This window comes from Paraglaciecola algarum (genome assembly GCF_021532655.1).
Classification (GTDB): Bacteria; Pseudomonadota; Gammaproteobacteria; order Enterobacterales; family Alteromonadaceae; genus Paraglaciecola; species Paraglaciecola algarum.
Genome location: NZ_JAKGAS010000004.1, coordinates 269,199 through 294,676, shown reverse-complemented (window position 1 = coordinate 294,676; position 25,478 = coordinate 269,199). Strand labels below are relative to the sequence as shown.

At 39.0% G+C, this 25,478-nt stretch carries 28 protein-coding genes; 24 read left to right on the top strand and 4 right to left on the bottom strand.

Translation table 11 applies throughout. The features are described 5' to 3' along the window. Window positions 1–6: 6 nt before the first annotated feature. The 12 genes from L0668_RS09640 (at window position 7) to L0668_RS09585 (ending at window position 11,509) form a co-directional block, all read left to right on the top strand. On the top strand, window positions 7–1,119 hold the full coding sequence (locus L0668_RS09640) for a PilT/PilU family type 4a pilus ATPase (protein ID WP_235312105.1): 1,113 nt from the start codon (window positions 7–9) through the stop codon (window positions 1,117–1,119). A gap of 23 nt (window positions 1,120–1,142) precedes the next feature. After that, the gene (locus L0668_RS09635; protein ID WP_235312103.1) at window positions 1,143–1,454 is read left to right on the top strand and encodes a putative signal transducing protein; all 312 of its coding nucleotides are present in this window, start codon (window positions 1,143–1,145) and stop codon (window positions 1,452–1,454) included. Between the two features lie 27 nt (window positions 1,455–1,481). Then, window positions 1,482–2,795, top strand: a complete 1,314-nt coding sequence (locus tag L0668_RS09630) for a hypothetical protein (RefSeq protein ID WP_235312102.1) — start codon at window positions 1,482–1,484, stop codon at window positions 2,793–2,795. 126 nt (window positions 2,796–2,921) lie between these two features. Beyond that, the gene (gene dsbC, locus L0668_RS09625) at window positions 2,922–3,725 is read left to right on the top strand and encodes a bifunctional protein-disulfide isomerase/oxidoreductase DsbC (protein ID WP_235312099.1); all 804 of its coding nucleotides are present in this window, start codon (window positions 2,922–2,924) and stop codon (window positions 3,723–3,725) included. A gap of 57 nt (window positions 3,726–3,782) precedes the next feature. Beyond that, on the top strand, window positions 3,783–5,510 hold the full coding sequence (gene recJ, locus L0668_RS09620) for a single-stranded-DNA-specific exonuclease RecJ (RefSeq protein WP_268820281.1): 1,728 nt from the start codon (window positions 3,783–3,785) through the stop codon (window positions 5,508–5,510). A gap of 128 nt (window positions 5,511–5,638) precedes the next feature. After that, window positions 5,639–5,920: a hypothetical protein gene (locus L0668_RS09615; RefSeq protein WP_235312097.1), complete on the top strand. Its 282-nt coding sequence runs from the start codon at window positions 5,639–5,641 to the stop codon at window positions 5,918–5,920. 30 nt (window positions 5,921–5,950) lie between these two features. After that, a complete protein-coding gene (gene recO / locus L0668_RS09610; RefSeq protein WP_235312095.1) occupies window positions 5,951–6,679 on the top strand; it encodes a DNA repair protein RecO in 729 nt (242 codons plus the stop codon). A gap of 1 nt (window position 6,680) precedes the next feature. After that, window positions 6,681–7,412 carry a pyridoxine 5'-phosphate synthase gene (gene pdxJ / locus L0668_RS09605; RefSeq protein WP_235312093.1) on the top strand — a complete coding sequence of 244 codons (732 nt, stop codon included), beginning with the start codon at window positions 6,681–6,683 and terminating at the stop codon, window positions 7,410–7,412. 2 nt (window positions 7,413–7,414) lie between these two features. After that, window positions 7,415–7,792 carry a holo-ACP synthase gene (acpS, locus tag L0668_RS09600; RefSeq protein ID WP_235312092.1) on the top strand — a complete coding sequence of 126 codons (378 nt, stop codon included), beginning with the start codon at window positions 7,415–7,417 and terminating at the stop codon, window positions 7,790–7,792. A 196-nt stretch (window positions 7,793–7,988) separates the two neighbouring features. After that, window positions 7,989–10,157: a GTP diphosphokinase gene (relA, locus tag L0668_RS09595; RefSeq protein ID WP_235312091.1), complete on the top strand. Its 2,169-nt coding sequence runs from the start codon at window positions 7,989–7,991 to the stop codon at window positions 10,155–10,157. Beyond that, window positions 10,158–10,967: a nucleoside triphosphate pyrophosphohydrolase gene (mazG, locus tag L0668_RS09590; protein WP_370659892.1), complete on the top strand. Its 810-nt coding sequence runs from the start codon at window positions 10,158–10,160 to the stop codon at window positions 10,965–10,967. It begins immediately after the preceding gene. A gap of 335 nt (window positions 10,968–11,302) precedes the next feature. Continuing rightward, the gene (locus L0668_RS09585) at window positions 11,303–11,509 is read left to right on the top strand and encodes a cold-shock protein (protein WP_235312089.1); all 207 of its coding nucleotides are present in this window, start codon (window positions 11,303–11,305) and stop codon (window positions 11,507–11,509) included. A gap of 161 nt (window positions 11,510–11,670) precedes the next feature. On the opposite strand, the gene L0668_RS09580 is transcribed toward L0668_RS09585, so the two are convergent. Beyond that, window positions 11,671–11,976, bottom strand: a complete 306-nt coding sequence (locus tag L0668_RS09580) for a DUF3301 domain-containing protein (protein WP_235312088.1) — start codon at window positions 11,974–11,976, stop codon at window positions 11,671–11,673. After that, window positions 11,976–12,998: a DUF3549 family protein gene (locus L0668_RS09575; RefSeq protein ID WP_235312087.1), complete on the bottom strand. Its 1,023-nt coding sequence runs from the start codon at window positions 12,996–12,998 to the stop codon at window positions 11,976–11,978. The genes L0668_RS09580 and L0668_RS09575 overlap by 1 nt, the downstream gene beginning before the upstream one ends. Window positions 12,999–13,094: 96 nt before the next feature. Between L0668_RS09575 and L0668_RS09570 the strand changes: the two genes are divergently transcribed. The 3 genes from L0668_RS09570 to L0668_RS09560 are packed head-to-tail and all read left to right on the top strand — an operon-like array spanning window position 13,095 to window position 14,658. Continuing rightward, complete coding sequence (locus L0668_RS09570; protein WP_235312086.1) at window positions 13,095–13,427, top strand: YqcC family protein; 333 nt, start codon at window positions 13,095–13,097, stop codon at window positions 13,425–13,427. Further along, window positions 13,420–14,169, top strand: coding sequence for a tRNA pseudouridine(65) synthase TruC (gene truC, locus L0668_RS09565; RefSeq protein ID WP_235312084.1), 750 nt, complete (start codon window positions 13,420–13,422; stop codon window positions 14,167–14,169). Before L0668_RS09570 ends, truC begins: the two co-directional genes overlap by 8 nt. A gap of 45 nt (window positions 14,170–14,214) precedes the next feature. After that, window positions 14,215–14,658, top strand: coding sequence for a flavodoxin domain-containing protein (locus tag L0668_RS09560; protein ID WP_235312082.1), 444 nt, complete (start codon window positions 14,215–14,217; stop codon window positions 14,656–14,658). Window positions 14,659–14,732: 74 nt separating this feature from the next. Here L0668_RS09560 and rpsT read toward each other — a convergent pair whose 3' ends face one another. After that, on the bottom strand, window positions 14,733–14,996 hold the full coding sequence (gene rpsT, locus L0668_RS09555; protein ID WP_235312081.1) for a 30S ribosomal protein S20: 264 nt from the start codon (window positions 14,994–14,996) through the stop codon (window positions 14,733–14,735). A gap of 266 nt (window positions 14,997–15,262) precedes the next feature. Here rpsT and murJ point away from each other — a divergent pair, with 266 nt between their 5' ends. From murJ to ispH, 6 genes are all read left to right on the top strand, one after another. Then, complete coding sequence (gene murJ / locus L0668_RS09550; RefSeq protein WP_235312079.1) at window positions 15,263–16,831, top strand: murein biosynthesis integral membrane protein MurJ; 1,569 nt, start codon at window positions 15,263–15,265, stop codon at window positions 16,829–16,831. Window positions 16,832–16,997: 166 nt separating this feature from the next. Further along, window positions 16,998–17,927, top strand: coding sequence for a bifunctional riboflavin kinase/FAD synthetase (ribF, locus tag L0668_RS09545; RefSeq protein ID WP_235312077.1), 930 nt, complete (start codon window positions 16,998–17,000; stop codon window positions 17,925–17,927). Between the two features lie 28 nt (window positions 17,928–17,955). After that, complete coding sequence (gene ileS, locus L0668_RS09540; RefSeq protein ID WP_235312075.1) at window positions 17,956–20,775, top strand: isoleucine--tRNA ligase; 2,820 nt, start codon at window positions 17,956–17,958, stop codon at window positions 20,773–20,775. Then, the gene (gene lspA / locus L0668_RS09535; RefSeq protein ID WP_235312073.1) at window positions 20,768–21,262 is read left to right on the top strand and encodes a signal peptidase II; all 495 of its coding nucleotides are present in this window, start codon (window positions 20,768–20,770) and stop codon (window positions 21,260–21,262) included. Before ileS ends, lspA begins: the two co-directional genes overlap by 8 nt. Further along, the gene (gene fkpB / locus L0668_RS09530; protein ID WP_235312071.1) at window positions 21,255–21,695 is read left to right on the top strand and encodes an FKBP-type peptidyl-prolyl cis-trans isomerase; all 441 of its coding nucleotides are present in this window, start codon (window positions 21,255–21,257) and stop codon (window positions 21,693–21,695) included. Before lspA ends, fkpB begins: the two co-directional genes overlap by 8 nt. Window positions 21,696–21,708: 13 nt before the next feature. Next, window positions 21,709–22,653: a 4-hydroxy-3-methylbut-2-enyl diphosphate reductase gene (gene ispH, locus L0668_RS09525; protein WP_235312069.1), complete on the top strand. Its 945-nt coding sequence runs from the start codon at window positions 21,709–21,711 to the stop codon at window positions 22,651–22,653. Window positions 22,654–22,682: 29 nt separating this feature from the next. Here the strand turns inward: ispH and L0668_RS09520 are convergent, their stop codons facing one another. Further along, the gene (locus tag L0668_RS09520) at window positions 22,683–23,096 is read right to left on the bottom strand and encodes a type IV pilin protein (RefSeq protein WP_235312067.1); all 414 of its coding nucleotides are present in this window, start codon (window positions 23,094–23,096) and stop codon (window positions 22,683–22,685) included. Window positions 23,097–23,196: 100 nt separating this feature from the next. Between L0668_RS09520 and L0668_RS09515 the strand changes: the two genes are divergently transcribed. Genes L0668_RS09515 through L0668_RS09505 form a run of 3 tightly spaced genes read left to right on the top strand, consistent with a single transcriptional unit; the run spans window position 23,197 to window position 25,476 of the window. Then, a complete protein-coding gene (locus L0668_RS09515; RefSeq protein WP_235312065.1) occupies window positions 23,197–23,715 on the top strand; it encodes a GspH/FimT family pseudopilin in 519 nt (172 codons plus the stop codon). Next, a complete protein-coding gene (locus L0668_RS09510; protein ID WP_235312062.1) occupies window positions 23,709–24,350 on the top strand; it encodes a prepilin peptidase dependent protein B in 642 nt (213 codons plus the stop codon). The genes L0668_RS09515 and L0668_RS09510 overlap by 7 nt, the downstream gene beginning before the upstream one ends. Next, on the top strand, window positions 24,343–25,476 hold the full coding sequence (locus L0668_RS09505) for a hypothetical protein (protein WP_235312060.1): 1,134 nt from the start codon (window positions 24,343–24,345) through the stop codon (window positions 25,474–25,476). Before L0668_RS09510 ends, L0668_RS09505 begins: the two co-directional genes overlap by 8 nt. Window positions 25,477–25,478 lie beyond the last annotated feature (2 nt).

The window sequence follows — 25,478 nt, the reverse complement described above, 5'->3', positions numbered from 1 at the left end:
TAATTAATGGAACTCGGCCCTTATTTAGAAGCGATGCAAGATATAGGCGCTTCGGACTTATTTGTGACAGTGGGGTTTCCAGTTAGCGCTAAAGTAAATGGTCAAATGACACCTATTGGTGATAGCTGTTTAACTGAAGAAGATGCGCTGGATTTAGTACACGATGCCATGAACGACAAACAAAAAGTAGAGTTTGAAGAGACAAAAGAGTGTAACTTCGCCATTGCTCGTGAAGATATTGGTCGATTCCGTTGTAGTGCTTTTTGGCAACGAGATATGGCTGGCATGGTGGTTAGACGCATTGTCACCCAAATTCCCCAAGTGGCTGAATTAGGATTGCCTGAAGTACTTAAAGACGTGATCATGTCTAAGCGAGGATTATTATTGTTTGTCGGTGCCACTGGTACAGGTAAATCAACGTCTTTAGCCGCTTTGATGGGTCACAGAAATCAAAATTCAAGAGGACATATTTTAACCATTGAAGATCCCATTGAGTTTGTGCACGAACACGGTAACTGTGTAGTTACCCAAAGAGAAGTCGGTATAGATACGCAATCATTCGACGATGCTCTTAAAAGCTCCTTAAGACAAGCGCCTGATGTGATTTTGATTGGTGAGATCCGTTCTATGGAAACCATGGAATATGCTATGTCTTTCGCCGATACAGGGCATTTGTGCGTGGCCACTTTACACGCTAATAACGCTAACCAAGCTATTGAACGTATTATGCATTTGGCTCCTCCTGATCAACATGAAAAATTGCGCTTTGATTTAAGCTTAAATATGCGAGCCATAGTCGCTCAGCAATTAGTACCTACTCCTGATGGTAAGGGGCGAGTAGCCGCCATTGAAATATTACTAAATTCACCTTTAGTCACTGACTTAATTCAGCGTAACGAAATTGGCGGCTTAAAAGAAGCCATGCGTAAAGGTAAAGAAATGGGCATGCAGAGTTTTGACATGGCGTTATATGAATTATATAAAGCTGGCAAAATTACCCTAGATCATGCGATCCATCATGCTGATTCACCCAATGATTTACGTTTGATGATTAAACTCGATTCAGACGAAGGCAATGCGCTTGGTTCATTGTCCAATGTTTCAATCGACATGGATTAACCAGGTTTTTTATAGAAAAGATCATGGAAAAAGTATTTTTTGATGGAGATAGATTCAGGATTTGGCAAGTTAAACAATTACTTGAAGAGAAAGGCATTGCATGTTTTATAAAAAATGAATTTGCCATTGGTGCTATGGGCGAGTTATCTCCTATGGATGTATTACCAGAAGTGTGGATTTATGATCCTCAATGGTTACCAAAAGCCAAAGTTTTTATTGAGGAATTTCTAGCCCAGCCAATCGACTTAACACCTTGGTACTGCACAAAATGCCAAGAACAAAATGAGCCTAGCTTTGAGGTTTGTTGGAAATGTACTACAAACAGACCTGATTAAATGCTAATTAGATTAATGGAATAATAAATGAAATATATAATTGGATTGCTTTGGGGGGGATCGTTGCTTGCTGCTTTTTATGTTGGGTATAAGTGGCAACAAAACCCTGTAATTAACTCCTCTGCATTCGTTCAGCAAGAGCCCTCTGAGTCATCATTAGAAGCTAACCCAAACCCAAATAAAGTTGTGACAACTAAGTTCGCGCAATCATCTTTTTTGAATATAAATACGAATCATGATACTCACAGTCAGTTAAGTTCAAATGATATTTTATTGCAGGTAAAAGAGCTATTAGATAATGGTTCTGGAATGAACATGGCTGAACTGGCCCAAGCCTATAATTTACTTTTGCAGTTAAATCCTGAGCAATTATTACAAGCCCTTAGCGATATAGATACCAAGGTTCTTGATGAAGAGTCCTCAAAGTTATTTTCGTTATTGTTGAGTCGATACGCAGAGTTTGAACCACAGTCTGCCATGGCTTTTGTGGAGCATCAAGTGCTGTCAAATAAAGCACAAACTGCCGGTAGAACAACAGTACTAAGTACTTGGGCCGATAGTGACCCTTTGGCTGCTTTGGATTGGTTCAACCTAAATGTTAATAGTCAAAGTATTAAATTAAATGGCGTTTTGATTGAAATATTCGCAGGTATAGCAAAGCAGGATGTAAACCTTGCAATTGACAATTTAAGCCCATTTTTAAGAGACAGAAGGGCTTTAAGTCTGGCTGTATCTGGTTTAGCTAAATCATTATCTACATCTGAAGATTTTGTTCATGTGTTAGACAAGACTAAAGATATGGACAATAAAGATTTGACTCAAAATATTGTCAGAGCTTGGACAAGCAAAGCGCCAGAAGATGTATTGCAGTGGGTAAGCACAATAGAAGATAAAGCCGAACAAAATAAACTAGAAGAGAGCGTTTATCGTACCTGGCTATATACTGATGCTGATAAAGCGGCTGAGATGTATATGAACACTGCAGGCAGTGCCAATAGACAAAAACGGGCAAGTTTTGTGGCGAAATCATTGAGTTTTACTAGCCCTGAAAAAGCCTTGAGTTGGGTACAAGAGCAAGTAGATGTCGACACCAATACTTTGATGAAAAATGTGGTGAAAAGTAGCACTTATCGACAACCTGAGTTCGCTGCCAATAATCTTGATTTATTTACCGATAAAAAAGAGTACTTGGCCATATCAATGAGAGTTTATTCGAGTTACCAAAAAGTCAGTCAGACCCAAGCTGATAATTTTTTAAATAGTGCTAAATATAAAAATGAATTAGAAACTAAAATATCTGAGCTTAAAAAGCGTATGGAAAAATACCGAAAAAATAACTAACAGCCTTTAGATATAACTAGAAACCTTTGGTTTACGTTCAGTGTTCCGTTAAACTAACCCCATCAAATTTGAAATTAATTGACTCTTTAAGGGTCTTATCTGTAGTTAGATTAATTTAGGAAACTTATGAACAAAGTAAAAATATTATCGATTAGTTTGATCGGTATGTTGGTTTTAACCACTTTTGTACTGACTTTAGACCGCTCCATCAGTACCGCTGAAGCTGCTGAGTCAGTGGTTAGTCAGGCTCCAGCCAAAGCCTCTTTAACATTAAATGACGCTCAGGACTTTAGCCAAGTTCGAAACAAAGTCAGTCGTACTTTGCAGCTTGAGATTATGTCTATAGCTGAATCACCTGTACCTGGATTGTTGCAAGTGATGACTGAAAGAGGTTTATTTTATGTGAGCCAAGATGGCAGTTATTTTGTACAAGGGCGTATTTTTAACTTAGATCAGGGCATGCGCAACGAGACAGAAGTCGCTTTAACAGGTGCTCGTTTAGCTGGTTTGGAAAACTTTAAAGACAGTGTTATTGAATACAAAGCGGAAAAAGAGAAATACGTAGTTAACGTATTTACCGATATTACTTGTGGTTATTGCCGAAAGTTTCATAACGAAATGCAAGAGTATAATGATTTAGGTATAACCGTTCGTTATTTAGCTTTTCCTCGTGCAGGCCTTAGTGGTCAGTCATATCACGATATGGTGTCAGTATGGTGTGCAGATAACCCACAAAAAGCTATGGATGAAGCTAAAAATGGTTCACAAGTCGCTGCAAAAAAATGTCAGTCAAAAATAGCTGAACAGTTTTCGTTTGCGCAACAAATGGGTGTGAATAGTACACCTAATATAGTGTTACCAGATGGTTCCCTTATACTAGGTTATCAACCACCTGCTCAATTAGAACAAGCGTTAAAAGCTATTATGTAATCTTTATGCCTGCTAAAGTCATTGTTAGCAGGCAAACTCTCCCTATGGAATCACTTTATGCCAGTTGTGCAAATCAGTCGCAGAACTCACAAGAATACGCAACACCTTCCTGATTCAATTCATCCAAGACTTAAACAAATTTATGCTGACCGTGGAGTAGAAAGTGCTGACCAGTTGAGCCGTACTGCCAAATCATTATTGCATTATGACAAATTGGCAGGTGTAGGCAGGGCGGTAGACTTGTTAGTTGAGTCGATTCAGCAAGATAAAAAAATTGTAATAGTGGGCGATTTTGATGCTGATGGCGCGACTAGTACTGCATTAAGTATTTTGTCTTTGCGATCCATGGGGGTTAAGCATTGTGAATATTTGGTGCCTAATAGATTTGATTTTGGTTATGGTTTAAGTCCTGAAATAGTAGAGGTAGCCGCCACTAAGCAGGCAGAAGTGTTAATCACAGTCGATAATGGCATAAGTTGTTTGGCTGGAGTAGATAAAGCCAAGTCTTTAGGCATGACAGTTATTATTACTGATCATCACCTTGCAGCTGAAGTATTACCAAACGCCGATGCCATAGTGAATCCTAATCAACCAGGTTGCGATTTTATATCCAAAAATCTTGCTGGTGTGGGTGTGGCCTTTTATCTAATGTTGGCCTTACGAGCCAAATTAAAATCCATCGGTTGGTTTGAGCAACAGCAATTAATGATGCCTAATTTAGCTGACTTATTGGATTTAGTAGCATTAGGCACAGTCGCTGATGTAGTGCCATTAGATGAAAACAATCGAATCTTGGTGCATCAAGGTTTACAACGCATACGCAGCGATAAATGTCGTCCTGGGATCCAAGCTATGATTGAAGTGGCTGGCCGTGACAAAAGCCGACTAGTGGCGTCCGATTTAGGTTTTGTTGTGGGGCCAAGATTAAATGCTGCCGGCCGTTTAGATGATATGGCAATGGGCATTGAATGTTTGTTAACTGATGATCCAGGTCAAGCGAGGCAAATCGCCGTGCAACTCGACAGTCTAAATCAAGAACGTCGCGAAATTGAAAGTTCGATGCAACAAGAAGCAATTCAGGCTCTAGAGTCACTAGACTTTGAAACTAGCAAATTACCTTTTGGATTGGTTTTGTATCAAGCAGATTACCATCAAGGCGTGATAGGTATTTTAGCAGGTAGAATAAAAGATAAATATTACCGGCCCACCATAGCCTTTGCCCATCAAGATGACGAAACCTTAAAAGGTTCGGCTCGCTCTATTCCGGGTTTACATATTCGAGATTTACTTGAGGAATTAAATAAGCGTTACCCAGACATCATTGATAAGTTTGGCGGGCATGCTATGGCGGCAGGACTAAGTTTACCGGTTAAAAACCTTCCAGCGTTTGAGCAAACCTTTAATCAACTTGCCGAGGAATATCTTAAAGATAAACCTTTAGCCGGAGAATTGATTACCGACGGTGAATTACAAACAGCGGATTTTTCTTTAGCTTTTGCCCAAACTTTAAAAAATGCAGGGCCCTGGGGCCAAGGGTTTCCTGAGCCTCTATTTGATGGTGAATTTCAGTTGATGGATCAAAAACTGGTAGGTACCAAACATTTAAAAATGGTGCTCAAACATCAAAGTGGGTTATTAATTGATAGCATCGCTTTTAATGTTGATTTACAGCTTTGGCCAAACCCAAGGTGTCAGTCGGTAAGTGTGGCTTATAAATTGGATATAAACGAATTTCGCGGCAGAACCAGTTTACAATTAATGGTTGAAGGTTTAGTTGCACAATAATTTGCCCATTAGGGGCTGTTGATTAGTAAAACATACCGATATTTATTAGGCGCTTAGGTATAAATATTTATGTAATGTGCGATAAGTGCTAAACTAGACGTTTTTAGGCAACTGGTAACCTAGCGATTATGGCAAAAAAGTCCGACGTTGAGAAACTTTTAGATAAACACGATAACCTCACTCATTCAGAAGACATGAAGGTGGTCTCTCATGTGCAACGAAAAGACGACGACTGGTTAGCCAACACTTTAATGATAGAAGGTGTTGATGTGCCCTTTAAGTTTCGCCGTCGAAAAGCCTATAAAAATCTGACGGGTGCCCTAGTCAATTTAACCTATTATCCTATCACAGAAGAAGTCGCTGGCATGGAATTCGAAGCTATGAAAGTGGTACGTATTAAAGTTAGTTAATTTCAGTATTTTAGCATTAGGTTGAGTGACTTGGTTTCAGAACAATTACATGGTTTTTTGTTGCATAGACGAGAATACCGTGAGACGAGTTACCTTACTGATTTTTTCACCTTAGAGTTAGGCAAAGTAAGTGCCGTAATAAAAGGCGTACGTGGTAGTAAAGGAGACAAAAAAAGCTTACTTCAATCATTCCAGCCTCTGTTATTAAATTTATCCGGTAAACATGAACTTCGTAACCTCAATCAATTAGAGTCGTCAGCTTCTATGCTGCGATTGGCAGGCCATCAATTATTTTCAGCTATGTATCTCAATGAGTTGTTAAATCGACTCTTGCCAAAAGAAGTACCTCATCCTGAAATTTATGCCTTGTATCAAGCTAGTCTGCAAATGTTGCAAAACTTAGCACCTATCGAGCCATGTTTGCGTCATTTTGAAACCAGTCTATTGAATGACCTAGGTTATGGTTTTGACATACAAATGACTTATGATACTGGCGAAAGTATTCAGCCAGATTTAGCTTATTATTTTGTTAATGAGCAGGGTATTAAGCAAGTAGAAGAATATACTAAAAGTGGTCATCAATTTACTGGACAAGCTTTGATTAACATGAGTAACCAGTATTGGGACCCTGATAGCTTGCAATGCGCAAAAAGATTAAACAGAATGGCGCTTAGCCATATATTAGGCAGCAAACCTTTGAAAAGCAGAGAGCTTTTTCAACAAACTTGGTCCAAAAGTGTAAACCAGTCTAAGGATTGAAATGAAAGACATATTACTTGGTGTGAACATCGATCATATCGCCACCTTACGTAATGCCCGTGGTACCTGTTATCCAGATCCTGTGCATGCAGCTGAAGTTGCAGAAAGGGCCGGGGCTGATGGCATTACCATACATTTGCGTGAAGACAGACGGCATATTAATGATCGTGATGTTGAAATTCTTAAACACACTATTCAAACAAGAATGAATCTAGAAATGGCTGTGACTGATGAGATGTTAGCCATAGCTGAAAAAACGCAACCTGAATTTTGTTGTTTGGTGCCTGAAAAACGTGAAGAGTTGACCACAGAAGGTGGCCTAAATGTGGCGGGGAATTTACCTCGCATAACCACAGCTTGTAGCCGTTTAGCCTCAGCTGGTATTTTAGTCTCCTTGTTTATCGATGCAGATAAAAAACAAATTGATGCGGCCGTTGCTGCAGGTGCACCATTTATTGAAATTCATACAGGGCAATATGCCGAAGCTAAAAATGCTCAAGAGCAACAAAAAGAATTGGGTATATTATTGGAAGGCATTCGTTATGCTGATAGTAAAGGACTTAAAGTAAACGCTGGGCATGGTTTGCATTATCACAACGTTAAACCTATAGCCGCTATTCCAGAGCTGTATGAGTTAAACATTGGTCACGCCATTATCGCCAGAGCCGCGTTTGATGGTTTGGCAAAAGCTGTCACTGATATGCGCAAGCTAATGTTAGAAGCACGAGCTTAGCAATGATTGCAGGTTTAGGCACTGATATAGTTGAAATTGCTCGTTTTGAAAAACTTTTATTGAAGTCAGACCGTATGGCCCAAAGGGTGTTAACTCAGTCTGAATTTGAGATTTTTAAAGAGCATAAGTCTCCAGCTCGTTATTTGGCCAAACGTTTTGCGGCCAAAGAAGCGGCATCTAAAGCCCTAGGAACTGGCATTGCTGAAGGTGTGAGTTTTCAAGATATTGAAGTGAAAAACTTAGCCTCAGGCCAACCGGTTTTAAGCTTAAGTGGCAAGTTTGCAGAAATATGTAAACAAAGAAATATTAAAAATAGTTTTCTTTCTATTTCAGATGAGCAAAGTTACGCGACGGCAACTGTTATTTTAGAATCGCTCTAGTATTTTATTTTGAACCTATTGTGCATTTTGAAATAGTTCTGCACTGACATGGTGCTTTTTAGTCGATTTGTAGGCAATAGCTTGGTTATACATGGTTATAGCCCTTTAAAAGAGCCTATTAATTGTGGCCCATTTAATGTTAGTTATGGTGTTAAATTTTTAGCGTTAAGTTAATAAGTAAATAGGATAGTGTTAGATGGTTTCTATTCGTAAAGTGCATGAAGAACAACGCCCTCCGTTTGATGAATGGTTGGCGCAGTTAAACCTGCCTGATACCACTAAACAAAAATTGCGTGATGTGTCAGATACCCCAGAAATTCTATTAATTGGCCAAGAAATGGTAGAAATTCTGCACGAACTTCACATGGATGATGAAACCTTACAAGCCGCTTTAGTCTACCCATATTGTGAAGTACACCAATTAAATGAAGAGCAAATTAAAGAACAGTTTGGTGAAGGGATCCAAAAGTTAATTATTGGTATACGTCGTATGGACGCCATTAAGTCTTTACATACGCGGGCCAACAGCGGAAAGAAAAATAGTGAAGCGCAAATAGATAACGTACGACGTATGTTATTGGCTATGGTAGAAGATGTGCGAGCTGTGGTGTTAAAACTTGCTGAGCGTATTTGTACTTTGCAGTCCGTTAAAAACGAAGATGAAGAAACGCGAGTGTTGGTTGCCCGAGAGTGCGCCACTATTTATGCTCCTTTAGCTAACCGACTAGGCATAGGCCAACTAAAGTGGGAGTTAGAAGATCATTCGTTTCGGTATTTGCATCCTCTGACCTATAAAAAAATTGCCAAATTATTAGATGAAAAGCGTACGGACAGGGAACAATACATCGAAGATTTTGTTGGTGATTTGCAGGCTGCTCTTGATGCTCAAAATATCAAAGCCAAAGTGTATGGCCGCCCTAAACACATTTATAGCATCTGGAAAAAGATGCAAAAGAAACATTTAAGCTTCGATCAACTATACGATATTCGTGCAGTCAGAATAATCGCTGAGCGACTGCAAGATTGTTATGCCGCTTTAGGTGTGGTGCATTCTCATTGGAAGCATATCCCCAAAGAGTTTGACGACTATATTGCCACGCCTAAGCCTAATGGTTATCAGTCAATTCACACGGTTACTTTGGGGAAACTAGGTAAAACCATTGAAATCCAAATCCGTACCAAACAAATGCATGATGATGCTGAGTTAGGTGTAGCTGCGCACTGGCGTTATAAAGAAGGTGCGTCTGTTAGTCGTTCGGGCTATGAAGAGCGCATTAATTGGTTGCGTAAAATATTGTTATGGCAAGAGGAAGTGTCTGATAGTGGCGATATTGTTGAGGAGTTACGTAGCCAAGTATTTGATGACCGAGTGTATGTTTTCACTCCAAATGGTGACGTGGTTGACTTACCACTTGGTTCGACGCCACTAGATTTTGCTTATTATATTCACAGTAATGTTGGACATAGATGTAATGGTGCAAAAGTAGGAGGCAGAATTGTGCCATTTACTTACCAATTGCAAACCGGTGATCAAGTGGAAATTTTAACCGGCAAAAAGTCCAATCCAAGTCGAGATTGGATGCACCAAGGTTTGGGATATGTTTATTCCTCTAGAGCTAGAGCAAAAATCCAAACCTATTTTAAGAAACAAGATAAAGACAAAAATATTCATGCAGGGAAAGATATGCTTGACCGTGAATTGGTTAAGTTAAGTATTGATCCCAAAGAAGCCAGTGACGCTACAGAGCGTTTTAATATGCAAAATCTGGATGATTTATATGCTGCCATTGGCGGCGGCGATATTCGTATTATGCAAGTGGTGCATTTTCTCCAGCAAAAACATGCACCAGAGCCAGAGCTTGACTTAGATCCCAGAATTAAACCCCGAAAACCTCAATCTGCAAAGTTGAAAAAAGACAGTATAGTGGTAGAAGGGGTAGGTAATTTGATGAATCAAATTGCCAGATGTTGTCAGCCATTACCCGGTGAAGATATTTTGGGATATATCACCCAAGGTCGCGGAGTTAGTGTGCATAGAGAAGACTGTGAACAACTCAATCATTTATTAGACAGTCACCCAGAACGGCAAATTGAAGTCAACTGGGCTAGTGATTTAGAGGCTGCCTTCTTAGCTAAATTACAGGTCCTAAGTACCGACAGAGCAGGTGTGTTAAGAGATGTCACTACTGTGCTGGCTAATGAAAAAGCGAGTTTACTAGGGGTGAACAGTAGCAGTGACACCCGTAACAATACAGCCAAAATCGAACTAACCCTTGAAGTGAAAAATTTGGGAACCCTGTCAAAAACTATTACGAGAATTCAACAAGTTAAAGGTGTGCTTGACGTATTTAAGGTAGACAAGTAAGTGTCCAAGCCAAGCAATAACTTGACACAGCTGCCTCGTTTATTAACCATAATGCAGCAACTACGTGACCCACAAACGGGGTGTCCTTGGGATATAGAGCAAACTTTTGCATCGATTGTCCCTCACACTATTGAAGAAACCTATGAAGTAGCAGATGCTATATTACATGGTGATATGTATGACATAAAAGACGAGTTAGGCGACTTACTTTTTCAGGTGGTGTTTTATGCTCAACTTGCTAAAGAGCAAGGTGAATTCGAGTTTGATGATATCGCCCAAGCAATAAGCGATAAATTAGTCCGCCGTCACCCTCATGTATTTGACAAGCAATCGCAAATGTCGCAGGAGTCACTTGCCCTACAATGGGATGCAATTAAACAGCAAGAGCTTAAAAATAAAGGCCAAGAGGCAGACGACAGTGCTTTAGCTAATATTCCTAAAGGTTTAACTCCACTGTTGCGAGCGAATAAATTACAGAAAAAGTGCGCCAAAGTGGGGTTTGATTGGCCTGAGTTACCCCCAGTTGTTGATAAGGTGCATGAAGAGATTGAAGAAGTATTAGCCGAGGTGAACGCGAACGAGGTGAACCAAGGGGCAGTTGAAGAAGAAATTGGTGACTTACTTTTTGCGGTCGTCAACCTCGCCAGACACGCTAAAGTGAATCCGGAAATGGCCTTAATAAAAGCCAATAACAAGTTTGAAAAACGTTTTAGACAAGTAGAAAAATTGCTTGAAGAGCAAGGTCAAGATGTAACAAAAGCTAGTCTAGAACAAATGGAAGCGGCTTGGATCAAAATTAAAAGTTGTTAATTTCTTTAAAGAAAAATACTAACTAGATAATTTGGTGGAGATAGTTTTTATTTTGCAGAACCTATTGCGCAGTGCTGGTAGCAACCGCAAGCGCAAGTAGTGTCGGTATCAAGCTGTATTTATTCACTCTAGTGTTAAAGGTGAGAGTAATACTAAGTTTATTCCATATAATCGCTTTTAAATTGCCAAAGTGAGATTATATGTAGTAAATACCCGCATACTCATATACCATGGTGTTATATATGTTTATTTAACATACAGATTTTAGTCTATATTCGAACCGGTGAATTCGGATATATTTATTAATATTTCACCAATAATAAAGAGTAACAAAAATGAGTAAAGGTACAGTTAAGTGGTTCAACGCTGATAAAGGTTTCGGATTCATTACACCAGAAGATGGCGGCAAAGATTTATTTGTTCACCATTCTGAAATTCAAGCTGGTGGCGGATACGCAACTTTAAACGACGGTCAAGCGGTTGAATTTGAAGTTGGTCAAGGTCAAAAAGGCCCTTGCGCTAATAAAGTTGTTCCACTTTAAACTTTAAAAAATTAAAAAAAGCAGCGAATGGTTAACGCCTTCGCTGCTTTTTGTTTTTATGCAGGGGTGTTTTTCCTAGTTAATCAAACTGTCCTGTAATTGATATTAAATTATCCAGTGATCCCATGAGTGTGTAGGTTTGAACTGAATGAGTAAGTAATTTACTCTACTCGGTAAGCCGGTAATTCTATATCTAACACCTTTAGTCCTATCATAATGACTTGACCTTGGTAGCTATCTTCACCGTTTCCAGAAAACTCAAAACTATATTCACTTTTAAAATCTAACTTGCCGCGATAACTCGATACCTTTGTTTTGTGCCTGGCTACACTTATTAGTTGTAGATTTCGTTGCTCACAGTATTTTTCCAAATATATTTTTACTGCTTCGGATGTGGCTCTATATCGCCAAAACATAGCAATCAGTAACACTATGATTATTAATACTATTAAGTCATATATATTCATCAGTTAGTTTGACCAAATAGTTGGCCAATAGCTTGGGTGAGTGATGTACTTTTTTCGGGCCACCTTAGTATGCTTAACATGGATGGCCTGATTGAAGGTATTTGTACTAAATCTGAAAATAAACCGATAAAGGTATTTGGTTCAGAGTTGGCTAATAGCTCGATGTATAATTCCAGGACTTTATCATTTTTTAAATATTGCCAATGCCGAGCTGCAATTAACATTAATATATGAGCATCTTGGCCTATTTCAGAGTTGAGGATCTGTAAAATCAAACCTTGTACAGATTCAGTATCTGTTGCTTGAGAAATAGCTCTAAGTACCAGGGTTAGACGCTGAATGTCGGTTTCACCTCCATTATACCAATCGATTAAGAACGAACTAATAGTCGAATTGGGCTGATTATTTTCTAAAGATATAGCCAAAGCGTTTTGCAACTCAGGCGCAATATAATTGAACTGTTTAACAAATAAGTCTGTATTCTCAGGTTCATTCGAAGTCCGGCAAAAGTCAGCTATACCCTGCACAGGTACGTCTTGCCAGGCTAGTTTAACCGGGGATTTTAAATAGTTTATTACCTTTGCAAGATGTTCTGAATAGGGCACGTCTAATTCAAAACGACATGCACTATTAAAATCAGCTAATTGTTGTTGATTAGGTACAAAAGTGAAAGGGTTTTCAGGTAACTGATTGTTTGGATTATTGTTTTTGTCTAATTCTTGACCCAAAGCTTCAATCACAATTTGTAGAAATTGTCTTCTTCCAGCTGCGATGACCAATCCTTGTTCATCAATTGGTAATTTAACAAACCAAATATATTGTTCTTTACTGGCTTGTTTATTGAAAAATAGCACTCCCATCCAAATGTGTTGTTGCCTCGGATATGGAGCAGGTACTGTGCCGTTTTCAATGTCTAGGAAGTCTTGTGAGTTGATTACTCTAATACCTCGCGCCATGTCGAAAATACGATAATCGGTGCCGGCATGGAGCAAAAATTCACTGATGGTGTCTATGTTGTTCATGATATTCTTAAATTAAAGATTTAAATCAATAAAGGGCAATTTTCTAGAAAAAGAATCTGGTAAAATTTTGCGCTTTGATAAAATTAGCCGATGATCATGCCACGTAGTTACTCAGAAGTCGAAATACAGCTAGAAAAACTCACCGAAAATTTACAGAACACGGGTTTATGGTCAGATAAACAACCTTCTCAAGAAGCAATGGCCAGTGTTGTGCCTTTTGCTGTGGATACTATGCCATTGGAAAATTGGTTACAGTTTATCTTTATTCCAAATATGAGAGAATTAATTAAGAATAAATTACCTTTGCCGAGTAAATTGAAGATTTTGCCTATAGCGGAATTAAGTTTTGTCCATGTGGCTAATAAACAATTTTTATTGACCAACATACGAAACATTGATGAGTTATTTGATGGGGAACTTGATGAATAGTTTGCCAATTATTTATCAAGACGAATATGTCATCGCTGTGAATAAACCGTCGGGACTATTGGTACACAGAAGCATGTTAGATAAACATGAGACAGAATTTGCCATGCAATTGGTACGTGACCAAATAGGCCAACATGTATTTCCGGTACATAGATTAGATCGACCCACTTCAGGTGTGTTGCTGTTTGCTTTATCTGCAGAGGTGGCTAGAAGTTTAAATGAGCAGTTTGCTCAACAAACTATACAAAAAACTTACCTAGCTATTGTACGTGGACACATAACACAAAGTGGCGAAATTGATTATCCGTTGAAAGAAAAACTGGATAAAATTGCCGACAAAATGGCTAACAAAGATAAACCTGCTCAAGAGGCATTCACGTGCTTTAATAGATTAGAGTTGTTTGAATTACCTTTTGCCGTGAGCCGTTATCCAACAGCCAGATATTCGCTAGTGCAGTTGACGCCCAAAACGGGCAGAAAACACCAACTACGCAGGCATATGGCCCACCTTAATCACCCTATCGTGGGTGATACCACCCACGGAGATGGAAAACATAATGCATTTATTCGCCAGCAGTTTGGGTTTAATCAGTTGGCGTTAACCTGTAAATCTATGAGCTTGGTGCATCCAGTATCTTTACAACCGCTGGCTTTACATTGCGATCTAGATAAAAATTTATCTTTATTACTAGAAAACTGGGGCATGAGTCTCCATCAATTAACATCAATTGGTAAATTATAAACAGCTAGTGGGTGCTAACTGCTAGCTTATTAGGAATGTTTAAATATGAGTAAAATTAGTATTTTTGTTGGTTCTGTATACGGGAATTCTCAGCATGTAGCTGAAGACGTGAGCAGCATGTTAGACACGAAAGGTATCACCAGTGAGATTTTTACCGATCCTAGTGTTGAAGATTTTAAGCAGGCTTCTAAAGTACTGATAATTAGTTCAAGTACAGGCCAAGGTGATATTCCACCTAACTTAGAGTTTTTTATTCAGGATCTAGCTGAAGCACGTCCATCAATGGCTCAAAAGCCGTTTGCTGTTGCTGCTTTGGGTGATAGTAGCTATGGCGAGAGTTTTTGTGGTGCCGGTGTACAAATATTTGACTTGTTGAATGAGCTTGAAGGAAAGCCACTTGCCGAGTTGTTAGAAGTTGATGCTTGTGAAACCTTAGAGCCTGAAGTTGAAGTCGTGGCCTGGGTTGAAACGTTACTGCCTGAGTTTTAAATAAACGATTGCTATAACTCTAAATTTCAGACATAAAAAAAGCGCCTTAGGCGCTTTTTTATAATAAATACAAATTAAGCTAAAGCTTTAATTTGAGCAGCTAAACGACTTTTATGACGAGCAGCTTTATTTTTATGGATCAAACCTTTAGTTGCCATACGGTCAAGTAAAGGTGTTGCTGCAGAGTATGCAGCTTGAGCAGCTTCTTTATCGCCAGAGGCAATTGCAGAAAGTACTTTTTTCAAAGATGTACGTGTCATCGAACGACGGCTAGCGTTATGTTGGCGACGCTTTTCCGCTTGTATAGCACGTTTCTTAGCAGACTTGATGTTAGCCAAGTTGGAACTCCCAAAAAATTCTAGTCAAAATTCAAGGGGGCGAATTATCCTGATATACAGCTTTATGTCAATCTATTTTGTGGATTTTATAGTCAGTTTTTATAATATTGTTTGAATTTTTTTATTCGATATAAAAATTACTTTGGAAAAAACAGTAAAAACGGCTGTAAATCAATAACATTGGGATATGTTATCAATATTTTAAGATTGCTATTGAGCAAAACCATACCGCATAATACGTCTTTTTATTTTATTGGAATGTATACGTGTCCCGTAAGTTGTTTAAATCAGGCATGATTGTCAGTGTTATGACCTTTATATCCAGAATATTGGGTTTGATAAGAGACGCTGTGATTGCCAACTTGATGGGGGCTGGTGCCAGTGCCGATGTATTTCTATTTGCTAACAAAATCCCTAACTTTTTAAGGCGCTTATTTGCCGAAGGGGCGTTTGCTCAAGCGTTTATCCCTGTACTGACGGACGTAAAAGGTGAAGGGGATGAAGAGCATCTTAAACAGTTTATTGCAAAGGTGTCAGGATCTTTAGGTTTTGTTGTCACCATAGTTACTATCATAGGTGTAGTAGCTTCACCTATATTAGCCGCGCTTTTTGGTATGGGTTGGTTTGTTGAATATCTTAATGGTGGACCAGAAGCCGCCAAATATGAACTTGCATCATTGATGCTAAAAATTACTTTTCCTTATCTTTTATTCATTTCTCTAGCAGGTTTAGCTGGGGCTATTTTAAATACCTTAAATAAGTTCGCCATGGCTGCGTTTACACCTGTGGTACTGAATGTGTCTATCATTAGTTGCGCTATTTATCTGGCACCACAGTTTGACCAACCAGCATTTGCTCTAGCCTGGGGAGTATTTATTGGTGGTTTATGCCAATTACTTTTTTTAATCCCGTTTTTGATCCAAGCAGGCCTCCTAGTCAGACCTAAATGGGGATGGTCAGATCCTGACATTGTTAAAGTACGTACCTTGATGATCCCCGCTTTATTTGGGGTGTCTGTTGGTCAATTAAATTTGTTGTTAGATACTATGATCGCTACTGCCTTAGGCACAGGAGCAATTTCTTGGTTGTATTATTCTGACCGGTTATTAGAATTTCCACTAGGTTTATTTGGCATTGCTATTGCCACAGTGATCTTACCAACTTTGTCTAGAAACCATGTAGCCAAGGATGATCTAGCCTTTAGTAATAATATTGATTGGGCTGTAAAAATGGTATGTGTGTTAGGGATTCCTGCTGCGACTGGCTTGTTTATTTTGGCTGAACCTATGTTGATTACCATTTTTCAACGTGGTGAGTTTACCCCTCAAGATGCCACATTTGCTTCTCATAGCTTGCAAGCTTATTCATTTGGTCTGTTAAGTTTTATGCTAGTCAAAGTATTAGCGCCAGGTTTTTTCTCTAAACAGGATACTAAAACACCGGTTAAATTTGGTATCTGGTGCATGGCAGCCAACATGGTATTTAATTTAATCTTAGTCTGGCCCTATGACTATGTCGGTTTGGCTATTGCGACCTCTATGTCTGCCACTATGAATGCAGGTTTATTATATTTTACATTACGCAAACGAAATATTTATGTGGTGTCGTCTCAGACTATTTCTTTAGTTATTAAGATTCTAGTGGCGAGTATTTTAATGGCGACTTTGGTTTATCAAATTAATCCCGACTCGGTCACTTGGGTTGAATTTTCATTTTTGAATAAAATTATTGAATTGAGCAAATTGATCTTGTTAGGTGCTTCGGTATTTGTGCTGTCTTTACTGGTGTTAGGAGTGCGTAAAAGCTCATTTTCCAGTAAAAATGCGCAAGCTTAAAAGCTGATAGTTTTAGCTATGTAATAAAATTCTTAGATCGCCAATGTTACTGCTTTCAATCAGGCTACAGTCAGTTATAATCCGCCCCTTTGATTATTTTTCGAAGACTATCAATTCGAAAAATTAGCTGACAAGCTTTAAACAACCCTAGGAATAGAGAATTTAAGTGGAATTGATCCGCGGGATACATAACCTCAAAGAAAAGCATAAAGGCTGTGTATTAACCATAGGCAAGTTTGATGGTGTGCATTTAGGGCATCAAGCAGTGTTAAGCCAGGTGGTGGCTAAGGCTAAAACTCTTGGACTACCGGCAACTGTGATGATATTCGAACCGCAGCCAGAGGAGTTGTTTACGCCAGAGTTAGCGCCGGCAAGATTAAGCTTGTTAAGAGACAAGTATAGCGAGCTTAAAAAATTAGGTGTGGATCGTTTATTGTGTATTAAATTTGACCTAGATTTTGCCGCTTATAGCGCGACAGAGTTTGTCGAAAATTTAATAGTTGGAAAGTTAGGTTGCAAATTTTTAGTGGTTGGTGACGATTTTCATTTCGGCCAAGCTAGATCAGGTGATTTCTCAATGTTGCAAAACATGGGAGAAAAATATCAATTTGATGTAGTCAGTACTCAAAGTTTTCTGATGGAAAATTGTCGTATCAGTTCGACGGCAATACGAGAAGCATTAGATACGAATAACTTTGCGCTAAGCAAACAAATGTTAGGCAGGGATTTTACCATATCCGGTAAAGTGATACATGGCGATAAAAGAGGCCGAACTATAGGTTTTCCTACTGCCAATGTTTTATTAAAAAGATGCAAAGCACCAGTAAATGGTGTGTTTGCAGTGAATGTTCAAGTGGGAAATAGTAATTACTCAGGCGTGGCAAATGTTGGGCATAGACCAACTGTCAACGGCCAACGTTCACAATTAGAAGTACATTTATTTAATTTTAATGGGAATTTGTACGGGCAATTTATTGCGGTAGCATTGACCCATAAAATCAGAGAAGAAATGAAGTTTGATTCTTTTGACTTACTTCATACACAAATACAACAAGATGCGATTAAAGCCAAACAACTTTTAAACGTATTACAGTAACTATTGACCAATTTGGATTTAACCAAAAATGAGTGATTATAAACATACCCTGAATTTGCCTGAAACTGACTTTCCTATGCGTGGAAACTTAGCCCAGCGTGAGCCTAAAATGCTGCAGAATTGGACTGAGAAGAAGCTTTATCAGCAAATTCGTGAGTCTAAAAAAGGCTGTAAACCTTTTATTTTGCATGATGGTCCTCCTTATGCAAATGGTGATATTCATATTGGTCATGCGGTAAATAAAATTTTAAAAGACATAATTGTAAAGTCTAAAACACTGTCTGACTTTGATGCGCCATATGTGCCGGGTTGGGATTGTCATGGTTTACCTATCGAATTGATGGTTGAGAAAAAAGTCGGCAAGCCCGGCAAAAAGGTTACGGCTGCTCAGTTTAGACAAAAATGTCGTGATTATGCTGAAAAACAAATCAATGGCCAAAAAGCGGATTTTATTCGTTTAGGTGTATTGGGCGAGTGGGACAAGCCATATAAAACCATGGACTTTGCTTCTGAAGCCAACATTATTCGTGAATTAGGCCATGTAGTACGTTCAGGTCATTTAGAAAAAGGCTTTAAGCCAGTGCATTGGTGTACTGATTGTGGCTCGGCATTGGCAGAAGCTGAAGTTGAATATCAAGATAAAAATTCACCTTCTATTGATGTAAGTTTTAAAGCGGTTGAGCCAAGTGCCGTTGCGGTACACTTTACTGGCGACAAGATAGATGGTGATGTATCTTTTGTTATTTGGACTACTACTCCTTGGACCATGCCTGCTAACCGAGCAGTGTGTATTCACCCTGAATTGGAATATAGCCTAGTACAAGTATCACGTGATGCGAAAACTGAATGTTTAGTTTTAGCCACAGATCTAGTTGACGAGTGTGTTAAACGTTTTGGTTTTGAAGAATTTCAGATCTTGGGTGTTTGCAAAGGCCAAGCTTTAGAAAATACTCAGCTACATCACGCATTTTATGATTTCCAAGTACCCGTGATTTTAGGTGACCACGTTACCACAGAATCTGGTACAGGTTGTGTACATACTGCACCAGGTCATGGTGTAGATGATTTCAACGTTGGCAAAAAGTATGGCCTAGAAGTAGCGAACCCAGTTGGCGCGAATGGTGTGTACTTAGAAGGTACTGAACTATTTGCTGGTGAACATGTGTTTAAAGCCAATGATCATGTGGTAGAAGTACTGAAGGAGCATGGCGCTTTGTTACATCACCATGTTTATAACCATAGTTATCCTCATTGCTGGCGTCATAAAACTCCAATTATTTTCCGTGCCACGCCTCAGTGGTTTATCAGCATGGACAAAAATGGTTTACGTGAAGAATCCATTAAAGAAATTCATAAAACTCAGTGGATCCCTGAATGGGGGGAAAGCCGCATTGAAACTATGGTTAGTGGTCGTCCAGATTGGTGTATTTCTCGTCAACGCACTTGGGGCGTGCCTATTGCTTTATTCGTACATAAAGACACAGGTGATTTACACCCAAGAACTGACGAATTATTAGAAGAAGTAGCCAAGTTAGTTGAACAAAAAGGCATTCAAGCTTGGTGGGATATCGAGCCTGAAACATTAATTGGTGATGATGCAAATACCTTTGTTAAAGTACCCGATACATTAGATGTGTGGTTTGACTCAGGTGTAACCCATTATTTTGTCGTAGATAAACGTGACGATATCCCTGCTAGTGCAGATTTATATTTAGAGGGCTCTGACCAACATAGAGGTTGGTTTATGTCATCACTGATGACCTCAGTTGCCACAAAGGGGCATGCTCCTTACAAACAAGTGTTAACTCACGGTTTTACTGTTGATGGCGAAGGCAAAAAAATGTCTAAGTCAATTGGTAATACGATTGCACCTCAGCAAGTGACTGGAAAGTTAGGTGCTGATATTTTACGTTTATGGGTGGCTTCTACAGATTACCGCAGTGAAATAGCTGTGTCTGACGAAATCCTTAATCGCTCAGCCGACGCCTACCGAAGGATTCGTAATACCGCTAGATTCTTGTTAGCTAATCTGAATGGGTTTGAGCCTAGTAAAGACTTGGTGGCGGTTGAAGATATGGTTGAATTAGATAAGTGGGCCGTAGGGCGCGCTTACTCAATGCAGCAAGACATAATTGCAGCTTATGAAAACTACGACATGTTAGTTGTGACTCAAAAGCTAATGCAGTTTTGTTCAATTGAGCTAGGTAGTTTTTATCTAGATATCATTAAAGATAGGCAGTACACAGCCAAAGGTGACAGCCATGCTCGTCGTTCTTGTCAAAGTGCTTTATATCACATAATAGAAGCTTTGGTACGTTGGATGGCCCCTATTACCAGCTTCACTGCTCAAGAGCTTTGGCAAGAAATGCCATGGCAACGAGACGAGTTTGTATTCACTGACAAGTGGTATACGGGCCTTAGCGAAGTGAATCTAACCGGCACCTTTAATAATGATTTTTGGCAACAAATATCAGCAGTTAAAAATGAAGTGAACCGCTGTATTGAAGCTACACGTAAAGAAGGCCAAATTAAAGGCTCTTTGCAAGCAGAAGTCACACTTTACGTCACCACTGAATTAGCTGAATTACTGGCTAAGCTAGATGATGAATTAAGATTTGTGTTAATTACTTCTGCAGCCAAAGTGGTTGAAGTGAGTAGCGCACCAGATTCTGCCAGCGAAACTGAAATTAAAGGTTTATGGGTACAGGTGTCTGTTTCTTCTGCTGAAAAATGTAGTCGCTGCTGGCATCACAGAGAAGATGTAGGCAGTGATGATAACCATCCTGAATTATGTACTCGTTGTGTAGATAATGTTGATGGTGAAGGTGAAAAACGCGCTTATGCTTAATTTATTCACACAAACCGGTTGGCGGTTTTTGTGGCTAGCAGTGATTGCTCTAGGGTTAGATCAATACACTAAAACCTTAGTGGTGAATAAGATTGAGTTGTATCAAGCTATTCAAGTGACGCCATTTTTTAATCTCACACATGTGTATAACTATGGCGCTGCATTTAGTTTTTTACATGATGCAGGTGGTTGGCAAAGGTGGTTTTTTAGCATAATTGCGATCTTAGTGACGAGTTTAGTGCTTTGGTGGCTAAAGCAAACTACCAAAAATCAAGTTATTCTGCCTGTGGCCTTTAGCCTAATTGTAGGCGGTGCTTTGGGTAATGCATATGATCGTTTAGTCCATGGCTATGTTATCGATTTTTTAGTGGTTTATTATCAAGATTGGTATTGGCCTGCGTTTAATATTGCTGATAGCGCAATATGTTTGGGTGCGGTTTTATTAATTGTTGATATGTTTAAAAACAAAGAGGAACAAGATGCCTGAATCAATGGCAATTCAACATAACAGCGAAGTGGTGTTACATTTTGATTTGAAACTTGCCGATGGTTCGGCCGCTGACAGTACTCGGGTGAATGATAAACCTGCTAAATTAACTATTGGTGACGGAAATTTAACCCAAAGTTTTGAAGACTGTTTGTTAGGTCTTAAAACCGGCGATAAAAAGTCATTTACCTTGCAGCCTGATGATGCTTTTGGTCAACCGAATCCAGATAATTTTCACCATTTGGAACGCAGTAAGTTTAGCGCAGAAGCACCGGCTGAAGTGGGAATGATCTTAGGTTTTAGTCAACCTGATGGTTCTGAGATGCCAGGTATAGTGCGCGAAGTATCTGGAGATTCTGTCACAGTGGATTTTAATCATCCGTTGGCCGGACAGGTGATTACTTTTGATGTAGAGATATTGTCAGTTAATTAGGGTTTAAATACTTATGCAAATTCATTTAGCAAATCCTCGTGGTTTTTGTGCTGGGGTTGATCGTGCCATTACCATAGTAGAGCGAGCTCTAGAGATGTTTCCTGCTCCAATTTATGTGCGCCATGAAGTGGTACACAATAAATTTGTAGTAGACGGATTAAAAACTCGTGGTGCTGTGTTTGTTGATGAATTATCTGAAGTGCCTGACGACAGTATTGTTATTTTTTCGGCCCATGGCGTGTCTCAAGCTGTGCGTACAGAGGCTGGCTCTCGAGGATTAAAAGTATTTGATGCGACCTGTCCATTAGTGACAAAGGTACATATGGAAGTAATGCGTGCTAGTAAAAAAGGCATTGAATGTATCTTGATTGGGCATAATGGCCACCCTGAAGTAGAAGGCACTATGGGCCAATATGACAATGCCGATGGCGGAATTTACTTAGTCGAATCTGCCCAAGATGTGGCTAACTTAGAAGTGAAAGATAGCACTCAACTATATTATTGTAGCCAAACTACCTTGTCGGTTGATGATACCGCTGAGGTGATTGATGCGTTACGAGAAAAGTTCCCATCAATTGATGGTCCTCGAAAAGATGACATTTGTTATGCCACCCAAAATCGCCAAGACTCGGTACGTGAATTGTCTTCAGATTGTGACTTGTTATTGGTAGTAGGGGCGCAAAATAGCTCAAATTCAAATCGTTTACGAGAGCTGGCAGAAAAAATTGGTGCTAAAGCTTATTTAATTGCTGACGCAGACTGTATTCAAAAAGAATGGTTACAGGGTGTACAAAATATAGGTATCACTGCTGGAGCTTCTGCACCCGAAATATTAGTACAAGGCGTGGTTAATCGATTAAAAGATTGGGGAGCACTGCAAGCAGTTGAGCGCCCTGGTCGAGAAGAAAATATCGAATTTGCTGTACCTAAAGAATTACGTATTAAGCAAGTTAGCTAGATCATATAAAACTACTTATCTAAAGCAACTTAGTTGAAACATCCTGCCGGTGTTTTATGCATGGATTGATTAATGCTAAGTACTTTACATGTTTTATCTGCCACCTGACTGCCTTTAGCTGTAGCTACCAATTCATAGGTAGTTGCAGACACATTATCGATTGAAAACGTATAGTAGTCGCTAGTGGGCAAGCTTAACTGCTTAGCTAAAGCATAACTATTATTCTTAGTTCTGAACGCCTCTTGTTGTAACTTTAATCTTAACAACTGATTGATGCCGTCGTTCCTTCTAGCTTGTTGAATTTGTTTTTGAAAGGAGGGAAAAACTAACGTCGCCAACAATCCTATTATTAGTACTACTAACATTAATTCTACTAGGGTCATACCTTGAAATTTTTGCGTAACTAATTCCCTAGCAACAAGGCTCTTCGAGTCGATTTTCATCTTCACTTCCTATGTGTGTTTTTGCCGTTTTGCACTATATTTATCCTAAGGGATTTAATTATAGGCGTGTTTTTTAAATACGCTACGTATGGATACTGGTATGTTTAAACATCATGGTCTTACTCTTCTTGAATTATTAGTCACTGTTTCAGTTGTTGTTTTGTTGGTGATGTTAGCCTCTCCATCGTATACCGCTATTCAAAAAAACATTCAGTTAAAGGCGGTAGTGGAAAATCATTATTTTGCCTTACAGCAAGCAAGGTACTCAGCTATATCTCATAAAGTTGACGTTGGTCTGTTTTTTAAGGGAGGCAAAAAGTGGTGTGCTGGCCTCAGTGATAAAGGTAAGTGCGACTGCTTGATTGTCAATAACTGCACATTAGATGGGGTTGAGCAGTTAATTCGCTCACAAGATTATTCTTTCATCACATTAACTAGTATTAAATTTGGTCAAGACAGTGCCGCACTTTTTGACGGTGTACGTGGATTATCTATTGGTCATGCCGGTTCGTTGATTTTTAGTGATGGAAGACGCCAACTAAAGTTAATTTTAAGTAATATGGGGCGAATTCGGATCTGTGGGGTTAATGAGGTCATAGGGGGATATGAAAAATGTTGAGACCGTCGTTATTACTACCTATCTATCAGCAAGGATCGTCTTTGGTGGAGCTTATGATTTCCATGGCGTTGGGGTTTGCTTCTCTTACTGCTATGACGTCTTTAGTGGCTCATGGAATTAGCCTAAACAATAGTTTAATGGCTAAGTCTCGCTTAGATGAAGAAATTAATGGGGTATTGGCTGTTATTGGTCAAGACTTGAAAAGGGCTGGATATCAAGGTTTAACGGAAGATATGTTGCTAAATCCAACTGTCTTTGTGAATCCTTTTGCTAATAGTATTCAGATATCAAATTTTGGTTCAGAGGTTAGTAATAGCTGTATAACATTTGATTATGATCGTAACCAAAATGGCTTGTTGGATACGAAATTAGTAAACGAAGAATTTGGTTTTCGATTAAAAGACAAGGCAATTGAAATTAGAGTCGATGGTTACAAATGCTCCCAGAGTTATTGGCAGGACTTAACCGACCCTCAAGTTGTGCAGATAAATGATCTAGTATTTTCAATTGATAAATTAACCCACCAACAAATTAGCATGACTCAAATAAATGTGAGTTTACAGGCTGAATTGGTTAAATACCCTGAGTTTTCAAAACTGATTAGCGCCAATTTTTTAGTTAAAAACTATGAATAAGTATTACCAACTGTCTAAATCTAGAGTACGTCGTCAACAAGGAGCAGTAATGTTAATGACGGTGACTTTGTTATTACTCATAGTAACATTAACTACCTTGTACACTGGTAGAAACCAAACCTTTGAACATCGCATTATCGTCAATAATCAGAATCATAAACTAGCCGTTATTTCCGCTGAAGCGGGTATTCAAAAAAAGATTGCTGAATTAAGAGTTAATCCAAAAGTAGTGACGACTTCTATTGCTGAATCTTTAGGCAACAATAGTGGGTTTTCTCTAAATGTGAATAATAAAAGTATCATCACTGTATTCGGTGAACGTCAATTAGTGAGTTTAACATCCAATGGTACGTCGCCTGATGGGTTAGCCACAGCATCGATCACTGAACAAGTATTGATTTACCCATTGCTATCTACTGTGCCTATTGCGCCACTCATTGTGCAGCAAGGCATAATATCGCCTAGTCAATTTCAAGTGGTGACTAATCCTAATGGTTTAGGTTTGGGTAAACCTTTATCGGTGTGGTCAGATAAAACTATAGATTTAACTGGTACGAGTCTGACATGTGAGGAAAGTGCATTTTTAGCAGGTAATTGTGCTAGTCAATTTATATCCAACCAAGCTGTAAAGTCGACTGATATTCAGTCGCATTCTGTGAGTTTCCCGATAAATTTATTTGGTTATCTATTTAATACACAGTCGCAGGGGATAGAACAATTGTATCTGCAAGCTAATCAGATGTTAACCGATTGCAGTTCGTTGAATAGTATGAGTCGCGGGCTAATTTGGGTGACAGGCAATTGTTCTGTAAGTTTAGGCGAACGTTTGGGATCCCAGTCTCATCCTTTAATATTAGTGCTACAAGACGGCGAATTGCGGTTTGCTAAAAATGTAATTTTGTATGGGGTATTAATGTCATATCGCACATCAACAGCCACAGTTTCTACAAAAATTATGATGCAGACAGGGGCTCAAGTCGTAGGATCTTTGTTGTCGAACCATCAAATCAGTCAAGCAGGTGAACAGCTACAGGTTATATATGATGATAAAGTCTTATTAAATCTTTCTAAGCAAACTGAATTGCATAGAATCGCTAGAGTGCCAGGTAGCTGGAAAGATTTCTGAAC